This is a genomic window from Litoribacillus peritrichatus (assembly GCF_039537985.1).
GTDB classification, from domain to species: Bacteria; Pseudomonadota; Gammaproteobacteria; order Pseudomonadales; family Litoribrevibacteraceae; genus Litoribacillus; species Litoribacillus peritrichatus.
In genome coordinates this window covers 410667-422952 of the sequence record NZ_BAABBN010000012.1, presented here as the reverse complement: position 1 = coordinate 422952, position 12286 = coordinate 410667, and the positions used below count along the sequence as shown (strand labels likewise).

12 protein-coding genes are annotated in these 12286 nt (G+C 45.0%); 7 read left to right on the top strand and 5 right to left on the bottom strand.

The features are described from left to right. The first annotated feature begins 64 nt into the window (after positions 1–64). The 3 genes from ABD744_RS18430 (at position 65) to ABD744_RS18420 (ending at position 4627) form a co-directional block, all read left to right on the top strand. Positions 65–2728: a LamG-like jellyroll fold domain-containing protein gene (locus ABD744_RS18430; protein ID WP_344800048.1), complete on the top strand. Its 2664-nt coding sequence runs from the start codon at positions 65–67 to the stop codon at positions 2726–2728. A gap of 60 nt (positions 2729–2788) precedes the next feature. Next, positions 2789–3634 carry a helix-turn-helix domain-containing protein gene (locus tag ABD744_RS18425; RefSeq protein WP_344800047.1) on the top strand — a complete coding sequence of 282 codons (846 nt, stop codon included), beginning with the start codon at positions 2789–2791 and terminating at the stop codon, positions 3632–3634. A gap of 147 nt (positions 3635–3781) precedes the next feature. Further along, entirely contained in the window at positions 3782–4627 is an 846-nt protein-coding gene (locus ABD744_RS18420) for a hypothetical protein (protein WP_344800045.1), read from the top strand. A 111-nt stretch (positions 4628–4738) separates the two neighbouring features. Here the strand turns inward: ABD744_RS18420 and ABD744_RS18415 are convergent, their stop codons facing one another. The 3 genes from ABD744_RS18415 to ABD744_RS18405 form a co-directional block, all read right to left on the bottom strand. Then, positions 4739–5383 carry a DsbA family protein gene (locus tag ABD744_RS18415; protein WP_344800043.1) on the bottom strand — a complete coding sequence of 215 codons (645 nt, stop codon included), beginning with the start codon at positions 5381–5383 and terminating at the stop codon, positions 4739–4741. A 132-nt stretch (positions 5384–5515) separates the two neighbouring features. Next, complete coding sequence (locus tag ABD744_RS18410) at positions 5516–6268, bottom strand: substrate-binding periplasmic protein (RefSeq protein ID WP_344800040.1); 753 nt, start codon at positions 6266–6268, stop codon at positions 5516–5518. 285 nt (positions 6269–6553) lie between these two features. Then, entirely contained in the window at positions 6554–7855 is a 1302-nt protein-coding gene (locus ABD744_RS18405) for a DUF1835 domain-containing protein (RefSeq protein WP_344800039.1), read from the bottom strand. A 309-nt stretch (positions 7856–8164) separates the two neighbouring features. Here ABD744_RS18405 and ABD744_RS18400 point away from each other — a divergent pair, with 309 nt between their 5' ends. Beyond that, entirely contained in the window at positions 8165–8443 is a 279-nt protein-coding gene (locus ABD744_RS18400) for a type II toxin-antitoxin system RelE/ParE family toxin (RefSeq protein WP_344800038.1), read from the top strand. After that, complete coding sequence (locus ABD744_RS18395) at positions 8443–8736, top strand: HigA family addiction module antitoxin (RefSeq protein ID WP_344800037.1); 294 nt, start codon at positions 8443–8445, stop codon at positions 8734–8736. The genes ABD744_RS18400 and ABD744_RS18395 overlap by 1 nt, the downstream gene beginning before the upstream one ends. A 167-nt stretch (positions 8737–8903) precedes the next feature. Here the strand turns inward: ABD744_RS18395 and ABD744_RS18390 are convergent, their stop codons facing one another. After that, positions 8904–9974 carry an alkene reductase gene (locus tag ABD744_RS18390; protein WP_344800036.1) on the bottom strand — a complete coding sequence of 357 codons (1071 nt, stop codon included), beginning with the start codon at positions 9972–9974 and terminating at the stop codon, positions 8904–8906. Positions 9975–10089: 115 nt separating this feature from the next. On the opposite strand from ABD744_RS18390, the gene ABD744_RS18385 reads away from it, so the two are divergent. Further along, on the top strand, positions 10090–11070 hold the full coding sequence (locus tag ABD744_RS18385) for a LysR family transcriptional regulator (RefSeq protein ID WP_344800035.1): 981 nt from the start codon (positions 10090–10092) through the stop codon (positions 11068–11070). A 13-nt stretch (positions 11071–11083) separates the two neighbouring features. On the opposite strand, the gene ABD744_RS18380 is transcribed toward ABD744_RS18385, so the two are convergent. Then, positions 11084–11515: a helix-turn-helix domain-containing protein gene (locus tag ABD744_RS18380; protein ID WP_344800034.1), complete on the bottom strand. Its 432-nt coding sequence runs from the start codon at positions 11513–11515 to the stop codon at positions 11084–11086. A 98-nt stretch (positions 11516–11613) separates the two neighbouring features. Between ABD744_RS18380 and tmpT the strand changes: the two genes are divergently transcribed. Beyond that, positions 11614–12246, top strand: a complete 633-nt coding sequence (tmpT, locus tag ABD744_RS18375) for a thiopurine S-methyltransferase (RefSeq protein WP_344800033.1) — start codon at positions 11614–11616, stop codon at positions 12244–12246. Positions 12247–12286: the final 40 nt, after the last annotated feature.

The following is a 12286-nucleotide window of genomic DNA, read 5'->3' as shown; positions in this document are numbered from 1 at the left end:
GTGTTTAAAACACACGAACAGGCGTTGGCTGTCACATAAAACACATTCACAAGGAATTAGTTAGATGAACATTGTCACTAAGTTGGTCATTCCCTTACTTGTTTTAGTTAATTATCACTCGTTTACGCTGGCATCCGTTCCTGAACGTGTTGAGGTGACAACGTCTAATTCAGTTGGCGTTGCACCACTTGGGGTGCATTTTGATGTTTCTGCCATCGTATTGAATGGAGAGACTTTGAACCCGATTCGAGACGTTTCTTACCGCTGGAGTTTTGATGATGATAGTGGTGATCGTTGGTCGACCAATCAGAAATCAAAAAATACGGCACAAGGTTTTATCGCGGCTCATTTGTATGAAACGCCTGGCACCTACGAAGCAACGGTTCAGATATCGAGCCTTGACGGGTACTTTGAGCCCGTAGAGCGCAAGACCACGATAACAGTGCTTGACCCGGAGTTGGTATATGGCGGAGAGAATACCGTTTGTTTTTCAATGGAGGGTAATTTTGAGGGATGTCCGCTGGGTGCGGAGCAGGTAACACTGACAACGGACAAAGATGCGATTATAAACCTGCGAGAAGAAGGTTATTTCTCCGGTGAAAGCACCAAGCATTACCGTGTTTGGAATACATACAAAGAGTATGTACTGGGGTATGAACACTCCAATTCTTTTGAAAAGGTTGAGTATAAAGAATCCTGGAATTGTCAGAACGAAGCCTTGGAATACAGTGAGCAACTTATATCGGCCAAGCAAATCGAGGGCTATGCTCAAGGCGCTAAACGTTTATTGTTCGCACGCAATGAAACATTTCTTTTGTATGATTCTTTAGCTTTAAACCGCGCGAATGGTTCTTCTTTGGGCGCTTATAAAGCCTGTGAGTTATCTGAATACGGTTTATGTTCAAATGCGCCCGAGCTTTCATTTATCGCTAAGTCATCGCAGACAGATATGTTGATCATAGATGACCAGTCAGACTCGTCGTCTGAGAACACGGATTTACGTGTATCGGATTTGTCCTTCAGTCGTATCTGTGGCTTTAAAAACCGTGCGATTAATCTTTACGATAACGTATCGCAGGTGGTGTTTAATCGTTTGAACATCACACAACTGGACTCAGCCATTGTCGGAAGAACTTATGGGCAGGTGAAACCACACGATGTGATTGGCATGTTTAACTCCAAACTGTGGAAACTTGGGCCTGTGTCAGATACTCAGTTTAACCCTGAGAAGTGCCAAATCCGCAGTTTACCGCTTTGGCACACTGGCGATGGAAAAACCGCGATTGATTCAAAACTCTGGAAGAAAGAGTGGGAGCAGTACAGGAGCGATGTGGCCGCCTTAAAGTCTGACCCGGATTGCCTTGGTGGCGGAACCAATATTGCCTATTTACCTGCACATCGTCATATGTTCCTGGGTAACCATATGTTCGACGCAGTGACTAAACAGGCCGAGCATATTCTGCGGGTGCCATTGGCCCATAAATCGATTTTTTCTGATAATGTTTTTGATCATCCTTCACCCAATAAACATGCCTTAAAGCTTCACAATATGGGTGATTGCGTTCTTATCAATGACTGCCACCTTAATCCTGTTCAATCCGCAGAAAACTACCCAACAAGCTGGGTGTTAATTCGTGATAATTTATTTAAAGCCGACACTGACATTGTTGTGAATATTGGGCCGGGTACCAGCAAAAAGGGTGAGCGCGTTAATAATATTTTGTTTGAGTCCAATCGCGTCGAAGCCAGCTCAAGTGCCAATCAGGTTGCATTGAATGTATCGGCTTTTGACAGTGTTGTTCGCAATAATGTGTTTCTTCAGCCTTTCGAGGAAGATGAGGTAAATGGTCGCACAGACTGGGCGGCTGTTGTGATGGGGCAGGCCAGAAATGAGCCAGATCATGCGAAAGGAAATCAGGTCGTTGGAAATACGGTTGATGTCAATGGTTCTTCGAGTTTGGTTCGGCTGTACACTCAAACGGATGATGCGCGCATTACGGACAATCAGGTTTGTGCGCCAGAAGAGCCTAGGTTTGTTGACCTGCGTGATCCGTCCGTTTCGTATCATGCAGAAAACAATCTGTGGAGTTGCGTGCAGCCTTTAGTGCACCTTGCCTTCGAAGATGAGGAGAATCTGTCGTCAGACTCTGAAAATTACACATCTGGTTCTGTGCATGGGGGCGTTGAATCCGTTAGCGGTGCTGTCGGAAAGGGTGTGGCGTTTAACGGAGTAGGGCAAGAAATTATTCTGACTGACCCTATGAACACGGTTGAATCCACAGGGGCGTTTACCATTATGACATGGCTAAACGTGTCGGACTTTTTGACGCAGGGTGAGGCATTTGGTCGGCCAAGACTGAATCGGCAAGGTGATGTTTCGCTCGGTTTTGATGCCGAAGGCGATGCCATGATTTACTTAAATTCGTTGCATGTTGTTCCTGGGATTCGACTGGTGGAAAATGAGTGGAATCAATTAGCCATTACGTTCAGTCGTGAACATAAGCTAGTGCAGGTGTTTTTGAATGGTAGCCTCGTCCATTCGCAAGTATTTTCGGAAAATACCGACCTTAATTTTGATACGGGTCAGGAGTTCAGGTTAGGCGTTGGGCAATGGCGCTCGGGCTCGAAACACTTCTCAGGCAAGTTGGATGAGTTTAGAATCTTCGATCAAGCGCTTTCGCCAGAGCTGATAAATCTTCAGTATCGGGCTGAGCAGTTATTTTTCTGAGGCTGCTTTCCTACATGTTTGGATTAATAGAGCAATATGCGCTGAATGAGTAGTGATATCATGACAAAAAGTTGCAACACAGAAGAATCCAGCCGGGCACTGCTTTATATCTACGATGGACTTGTGGTTCTTTTGCGTCGTGCTTTTTATGCCGAGAAGCACAGCCATCACTCCATTCAGATTGTGATCAGCCTAGAAAACCCGTTTCAGATTGAATGTAATGATCAGACTCTTGAATGTTCTGCGGTAGTGATTCCGCCGGATCGTCCTCATCAGGTTCGGGAATCTTTTGGCTGGCACGTTACTATTTTGATTGAGCCTGAGTCATTACATGGACGACGGCTAACCAGTGAGTTGTCACTGACGACGTCTGCCCATGTGTTGTCTATGGATAAACTGGAAAACTTACTGGATGGCTACCGCTCGCAAGCGTACATCGATGATGTTGATAATGAAGGTCATTGGGATTTTATTTATCAGCATACCATCAAGTTGTTGGGTATTTTGTCGAAACCGATAGTGCTCACGCCTTTGGATGCCCGAGTAAAACAAGTAATGACAATCATTGAAGCTGAACCGGACAGTAATAACGTCAGACACCTGGAATTCCCTGATATACCTTTATCGAAGAGTCGCTTGGCGCACCTGTTTGTGGAACAGACAGGCATTCCGCTTTCTAAATACGTACTTTGGGTTCGAATTAAACGCGCAGCGGAACAAATACTGGCTGGAGCCAGCTTTACGGAAACTGCGCATCAAGCGGGTTTTTCGGATCTTCCCCACCTCAGTCGAACGTTCAAGCGCATGTTTGGTCTCACTATGTCTAATCTTTTCCAAGACAATGAAAGAGTTCATTTGGTGACTTCAAATCAGCGGTTATCTGGACTTTTGCAGACCAAAAAATAGCGTTTGCATTCAATTCGTGAATCTCCCCTTAGGATATGATTTTTTCTGATCGCCATATTAAGCGCGTCGTGGTCACTTTGTACCAGCTTAGTGTATTTGGTTAATGGATATGACCCAAACAATCGATTAGGAATTAAGGAAAAAATCATGAAGTTAAAGAGTTACATTCTGCCTGTGCTGGTCAGTATGAGCAGCGTTCTTTCTCATGCTGACAGTCTATGGATGACCGATGGCTCACCCGTTGACTTTGCAGACACCATTAAAATTGAAGAAGCGAAAACACCGGAAAGCTTATTGGGTGGTCATGTCTATGAAGGCGCTGTTGACCCCTTGGTGGTATTCGGGACCTATCAGTTGCCGGTTGATGAATCAGCCTATGTCAGTGTGGAAGCTGAATGGGTGCTGATATTGCCAGACACATCCGGCGAGATAGACCTAGATACACCTGTGAAATTACAAGGCATGATTGATGGTAAATACTTTGCGGAATTTCTGGAGAATCAAACTCATTGGTTGCCGGCTTCCATCGGTAACAACTTAATAGCGTCTGGACCGGGCATAGAAACTACTCTTCGGGCTATTTTAGCCGGAGACGTGAATGCGACTATTGAACTCTCGTATGAAGATAAATGGGGACTGCAGCAGACGTTTACTTCCAACAGCTTATCTCTCGCTGAACTGCCGTTGTTGGCGTTAGTGAATGGTGTGCTTCATCGAGATGGCAGCGTTCAATATGTTAACTTGGGCGCGATAGAGTCATCCAGTGCGTTTGTAAATGCAGAGTCTATCAGAACCGTCGCTATTCTCAGAAGTGTCTTGGAATTACCCACCAGTGGTTTGCCTCTGTCGCTTGAATCATTGACGCAATTGACGCTGAAAAACATCAGTAAGGTGATTGTCAACCATCGAAAATACATGGCAACGTATGCAGAGATGAAAGTGACGGATGCCAGTGGCAATGAAATCGGCTCCGGTTATCTTATCTTGCAGTGAGTTAATTTTGCAGTGAGTTTTGCCGTTGACAGATCAACGTTTTGACCGCGATTTGCGGTCAAAACGAGTTTGAGTAATTGGAAGGGGTGATCTCAATAGTTGTTATTGGTCTCAATAGTTCTTGCTGATTTCTGATTCGATCAGGTCTTTTAAGGTTTGATAACCAAACTTGGTCAGAGGCTGCCCGTTAACAAAGAACCCAGGCGTTTTTGTTACTTTAAGGCCCATGGTATCGGCAATGTCTTGTTGAACCCGCTGTACTATTTCTGGCTTCTTCATGTCTTCACGGAGCTTGTCTAAATCCAAACCGAGCGGAGCCAGGTATTTCCAGATTTTCTCAGGCTGCGCTCTGTGATGTTCAGTCCAGTTGGCTTGTTCCTTCAACATGACTTCTAGGGTTTGCCAATACTTTCCTTGTTCTTTAGCGGCTTCAAGAATCAACACCATGACATCCGAACCCTGGTGGAAAGGCGCGTGTCTTACTACCAGATTAACTTTGCCGGGTTTGGACTTTAAAATATTTTTTACGAATGGATAGAACTGTCTACAGGTTTCACAGGCAGGGTCCAGAAATTCAACAATCGTTACTTTTGCGTCCTTACTTCCCTTCATGGGAGAGTAGGGGCGAACTAACTCAGAGGCGCTTTCTCTGGCCGCTTGGTTTTGGCTGCTTTCTTGTGCACTTTTATACATCAGCGTTGCTGCCACCAACACAAGCAGGGCTATTACACTTGCGATTATTGCTTTTTTGTTCATTTAAATATCCTGGTCTTTAACCTTAAATCATTAGATTCAACTATTGCTGAGACACTATACCAGCAAGACTGGAAGTCGTCTGGATTTGAAGCTTTACGATTTAGGTTTTTTGATGTGGGTCATCTTGGAGACTTAATATTCATCCAGCAACTTTTTATATTTCCCGGATTTGATAAGTTGTATGAGTCCACGGTTAAAGTCGCGAAGGATGGTTAAGCCATTTTCAGATTGTTTTGAAATGGCAAGGTGCCGTTCATTATTGGCGAGAAAGGGTTCAATGGCTTGTATTTCATTGTCAATGTTAGGGTATTGAAGACTCAATTGTTGAATCTGATACAGCGCGGGAATATCTTCTGCAACCAGAAGGTCCAACCGGTCGGCATAAAGCATGGTTAACCCTTGTTTTATATCCCGTACTTGGTGCTTGTTTAAGCTGGTATCACTGTCAAACGCAGGCGATGCAGCTGCGCCCCTGATGATGCCGATTCGATAGTCTTTCAAATCTTGCATCAACAGGGAGGGTATTTCTCGGTCAGTGCGTTTAAAAAAAACGGTATTTACTTCTCCATAAGGTGCAGAAAACCGCGCCCACTGAGTTCGGTCTTTTGTATAAAAGGCATCGGCCAGGGCATCGCATTCACCATCTTTAACACTTCTGACGGCCCGAGCCCAAGGCATAATTGTTAATTCGGTGTCGTAGCCTTGAGAGCTCATAACTTCTTGGATGATCCGCCAGGATTGCCCTGAACCAGGTAGGGTTTTATCTGTGAAGGGGGTCCAGGTATCAGTGCAAACTGTAAGTTTTGGTTTCGTGGGTGCAGGGGAGTCTGCAAATGAGAAAGGAGTAATGCAGGCTAAGAAGAGAAGGAAAAGAAGGTTCCACATACGTTTGCGTTTCTTTACTTAAGGTGTCGAATAAATACCTAGCAGGCTATTAACAGGCATCACCTGTGCGCTAACAGTTGATTAGCTTGGTTGGTTACTCATTAAACCTAGTCTAGAAATGAAGATACGTACAACGACTCTCAGGCTTCAGTGGTTTTACATCGAGCGTTGAGGGAGGGCTGTCGGGCTTTTTGAATGTAAATTTTATATGCAAAGGGTCTTGCTCATTCGTTGTTGGGACTTTAAAAAGCCAGCGCGGAGCCGGCTTTTAGATAGTAAAAGTCATTATTTTAAAATGAGCTTTTCGGGTGCTTGATCCCAACGCCAGCAAGACGATTGAGGATCAATGTGCACTCCGCCGAGCCATCTTTCAGGTGGGTTCATGGTTAACCAGTCACTCTCTTTAGCGAGTAACGCCAGGCCTGTATTTGTAATTTCTACTTGTCTGTGTGGCCATTCAGTTTTAGGTTGGTCTGTTGATATTCGTACAGCCGGGTTGGATGACTTGGCCAAGGATTCAAGAATATACCAAAACATGATGTCGCCCAGCCAAGGCAAGGGTTCCCGTTCTCTCGTCAATAAACCAAACAGTTTTCCGGCAGTTCGGCTTTCTTCCTTCAGCATTTCCAGAATTATTTGTTCTGTAAGACTTAAACCGTTCGCTGTAGAAGGCAGTTCTTGTAAGTGGCGTTGTATTGCATTGGCCAGGTTGGGCAATACGCTGGTGTCTTCTAGGCGTATGTTTGCTAACGCAGTGGGGTTCGGAGATTGAAAGGCATTCCAGGTGCGTTGCCCCAAATTTAACTGTTGTTGAGAAACGGGTTTTCGATCATTCCAGAGTAACCAGATCGCCTCAGGGGGTAACTGGCCAAGACCAATGAAACGTTCTGATCCCGGAAAGTGGTTGATGGAGACTATTTCGAATACGTTCGGACGTTGATTTTCTGCGAAGTGGGCCAGAATTCTGGCTAAAATCAGTTGATCGTAAGTGTCATGCTCAAACCAGAGAACCACTCTTTCATAGGTTTGGGCGGCGGTTTCTAAACGATTTTCTTCGGACGTTAAGTCTTCAAGTATCTGATTTCTGGATTGTTGGATGTAAGGGCCATAGGCGGAGGTCAGGTAATCTACCCGAACATCAATAAGGCTTGGATCGTTAGGCACTGGGCCTTGGCAAACTGGATCTGAATACTCCAGAAAATCTCCGACGAAACCCGCCAGTGGTAATGTGTTTTGTAAATCTGTTCCACATCGAATATGAAGCGTCTTCAGATCACTATCCTGGGGTTTATTTTTTGAGTTTATCGTTTTAACAGCACATTGCATGGCTTCAACATGGGCTTTCAGTTTAGGCCAGCTTGGCAATCCAAGCTCTCGGGCTATGACGAACTGAGCATCACTTAACTTAGCTGTTTCAGCGGGTTTGGCATGATTGTTTTTGGAATATTGAGGATGATTGCGATGGAGCCGGGCAATGCCACTTTCATCAGATGCATGAATGTCTTTAAGTAACGCTTTGGCGCGTTTCTTCTGTTGCTCTAAATTAATACGAAACGGGGTGTTTACCCGTGGAGATAGGTCGGTCATGTTCGTTACCCTTTCATGGTATCTGTGTCTGCCTATCAGATTGAAAAGGAAACAAATAATATGTGTGTTTCACCTTGTCGTGGGCGCAGCCCTTTCCGCAGACACAGTGGCTTCGACCGAGCCAATGGACAAACATTACATTGCCTAGGCTTATGAAGTCAATCCCTGTTCGGGATCGAAAGAGCGAAGACGGAAAGGGCTAAGTGTATTGCACTTGAGAGTTGAGTTCGCGAATCAAGTGTTAAAGATGGCTGGTGGGCCGTTATATTTTTATTGATGTACTGATGCGCATCACGCTACACTTATTCTATGATTAAATCATTTAAACACAAAGGCCTTAAGAAGTACTTCGAGACAGGTAGCACTTCAGGTATTCAAGCAAAGCATCAAAATAAATTACGTATGCAACTTGCAGCAATTGATACCGCCCAAGAAATTGATGATATCAATTTGCCCGGTTTTAAATTACATCCTTTAAAAGGAAACCGTGATGGGATTTGGTCTATTACCGTAAACGGTAATTGGCGTATTACTTTCGAGTTTATTGATGGTAATGCTTATATTCTCAACTACGAGGACTATCACTAATGAGTATGCATAACCCTCCACACCCAGGTGAGTTTATACGTGATGTATACCTTGAACCAGCAGGTTTCAGTTGTCGTTATTTGGCTAAGCAATTAGATGTAGCCTCATCAACTTTGAACCGAGTCTTAAAGGGGCAGAGTGCTATATCGCCAGAAATGGCTCTCCGTTTATCTAAGGCGCTAGGTAGAACACCAGAAAGTTGGTTAGCTATGCAAGATAACTATGATCTTTGGCATGCCAAGCAGAATTTAAACTTGGCTAATGTTCGTGAAGTCAATTTTGCAATGGTTTAGTAAAGATATTACTACAACAGATAGGTTGTGCGCAGCTGCAGCATTATGTGAGTGTTGTATAACCCCGCAGCCTATAATAGTTTAAATAGAAGTGTTCAGAGGTTCCCTAATGAAGTTATTTAGAACAACTACTTTTGGTAGTTGTTCTGATTTATTTTTATGGACTATTAGGCCATCGCAGGATAATCAATATAACCTTCAGCACCGCCAGTGTAGAAGCTGTCTGGCTTAGGTTCATTTAACTCGGCATCCGCCTTAAAGCGTTCGACCAAATCCGGGTTGGCAATGAAAGGAACACCAAACGCGACAACGTCGAGTTTAGTGTCCGCAATCGCCGTCGATGCTTCATCTTTGGTGTAGCCCATATTGCCCATCAGGTTACCTTGATAAAGTTCACGAACCGGCGTCATTACATCTGCCTGTTGTTCGCCTAAGAAGTCGGTGCGCATTACATGCCAATAGGCCAGGTTAAACTGGTTCAGGTTCTCTGCAAGCCAGCGTGTTAAGCCAACCGGGTCACTGTCTTTCATGTTGTTAAAGCCATTCAACGGCGAGGTTCGAACGCCAACTTTTCCTGCGCCCCAAACACCGATGACAGCTTCCAATACCTCAAACAATAAACGTGCCCGGTTTTCAATGGAACCTCCGTATTGATCGTTACGGTGGTTGGTGCCATCGCGTAGGAAATTATCGAGCAAATAGCCGTTCGCACCGTGGACTTCTACACCATCAAAACCGGCATCTTTGGCGTTGATGGCTCCTTGTTTGAAGGCTTCAACAATAGTCGGGATTTCTTCTGTGTCTAACGCTCTCGGTACGGTATACGGTTTTTTGCCTTCTGGCGTATGGACTTCGTCTTCAATGGCGATGGCACTTGCAGCAACGGCTGCTTTGCCTTCGTTTAAGTCTGGGTGGCTTGCGCGACCGCCATGCCAAAGTTGCAGAAAGATTTTCCCTCCGTTCGCATGTACGGCGTCGGTGACTTTTCGCCAACCTTCGATTTGAGCCTGAGAGTAGATGCCTGGTTCATTGATGAAGGCAGATGTACCTTCAGCTACCATGGTGGCTTCCGCAATGATCAAACCCGCACCGGCACGTTGCGCATAATATTCAGCCATCATATCGGTAGGTACATGATCAACTGCTCTGGCTCGGGTTAAAGGCGCCATCACGGCACGGTTTGAAAGTTGAATATCACCCAGTTGCACGGCAGAGAAGAGATTTAAAGAAGCAGACATGTCAGCACTCCGTTTCAAATAATTTAATGTGTTTGTTGGTCAGAGCTCCGATGTATCAGAGCTATTGTTTAAACGTTGGACGTAGATTATGCTTCTGGATTGAAAGAAACAATGGGTGGTTTGGAAAGTGATTGTTCGTAATTTAGAAACTATAGACTTTAGAACCTTGTCAATTTTTGTGACGACTTGTCGGTTGTTGAGTCTGACTCAGTGTGCAGATGAAATGGGGTTGCCGAAATCCACGGTCAGTAAAGCCATTTCCAAACTGGAGGAACACCTTCAGGCTAAGTTGCTAGAGAGGTCTACTCGAAGAGTTCAAATTACTGAAGCAGGTCAGGTGGTGCTTAACAGAGCTTCTCATTTGGTGGAGGAGTTTAATTCGTTAAGTGAGGACGTTCGTGAAATTCAACAGCAAGTGCAAGGCTTGATTCGAATATCTGCGCCGCCGGCCATGGGAGCGAATTTAGCTCAAGACATTTTTCCTGATTTCCTGAAACAGTGGCCTAAGGCTCAAATTTCTTTGGAGTTGTCTTATGCCTTTGACGATCTTTTTGTTCAGGGCATTGATCTTGCTCTCCGGGTGGGGAAGGTTGTGGATGATCGCTTGGTGGCGAAGGAGATTGGCTACAGCACCAGGGTACTGGTAGCCAGCCCTCAGTATCTTGAAGAGCATGGTGTTCCGCAAACACCTGAAGAACTCATGAATCATAATTGTCTTAGGTTCCAGTACTCTCCAGATGTGACTCCTTGGATCTTGGTTTCGGGAGAAAAGTCTGTGTCCTTGGATATTTCCAGTAACTTCTATTGTTCAAACATTGAGGCCATCAAACGAGCGACTATGGAGGGGATGGGGATTGCACAGATCCCTGTCAATAACATGGTTTGTGAACTGAAAAGCAGGGCGTTAGTAAGAATTTTACCGCAATGGCATGCTACGATGATGCCCATCTATTTGGTTTATCGGCCTGGGGTGAATAAGCCGAAGCGGGTGGAGGCCATCCTGGAATACCTGGTAAGCAGGAAGGAGTACTTCCAGTTTGGGCCGGACCATCATCTTTGTCAGCAAGGGTGTGTTTCAAGGGCGCAGCCTGAGTAATAATGGGGAAGCGCTAACTTTTCTTCTCTAAAGCTTGTCCTGACTTTTTCAACTTCTTTGCAACTCTGAGCAGCTTTAAAAACGTTGGGCATTCAAAATGACTGGGCGCCTGGCAGGCTGCTGCATGTCGTAATCCGTCGCGCATGGCGGTTAATTCTTTGATCTTAATGTCCAGCTCATCTGCTTTAGATATGAGCAGCTCCCGATTTATTTCCGGCCCTTGAGGCGTAAACATGGAGCCGATTTCATCCAATGAAAGACCTGCCGTGCGGCCCAGTGAAATCAAGGCCAGACGTTGCAATACATTGACGGGGAAAAGACGTCTTAACCCGTTGCGGCCGTTGGACTTTATCAGACCTTTTTCTTCGTAGTAGCGAAGGGTGGACGCCGGTAAACCGGATTCTTTAGAAACCTTGCCAATATCCAATGCATCAGAGTTCGACATTTTTTACTTGACCTCAAGTTGACTTGAATTCGTATCCTAACGTTGAACATTCATCAAAACAACACATTCGCTCAGTTGAGCGATGTTTAGGAGGAATCATGGACGTAAGTTTTTGGCATGAACGATGGGCAAGTCGGGACATTGGTTTTCATGAAGGCGATGCCAATCAATTAATGGTCAACAGTTTTCATGAGCTGGATTTAGCGCAAGGCGCTCGAATATTTATCCCGCTTTGCGGTAAAACACGGGATATCGCCTGGATGTTATCTCAGGGTTATCACGTGGTTGGTGTAGAGCTTAATGAAGGTGCTGTGCTTGAATTGTTTTCGGAGCTGGATATTGAGCCTGTTGCGTCTGAGGCAGAAGGACTTATTCGATACCATGAACAAAACATCGATATTTTCGTTGGTAATATTTTTGATGTCACAGCGGAAATTCTCGGGCCAGTGGATGCTATTTACGATAGAGCGGCGCTGGTGGCTTTGCCATTAGTCTCTCGCAGACAATATACAAAGCATCTTCAAACCATAACAGACAATGCGCCTTTGCTTTTGATCACATATGAGTATGATCAAACGAAGTATGAGGGGCCTCCTTTCTCGATTGTGGGAGATGAAATCAACTCTCATTACGGTGAGCACTATCATATTTCCCAGTTGGCAAGCCGAGAGGTTCCGGGTGGAATTAAAGGCGTGGTTTCCGGCAAAGAGAAGGTATGGTTGTTAAATTAAAGGGTATTAACCGCCTGCCAGGGGGCTAAATATTATTTAT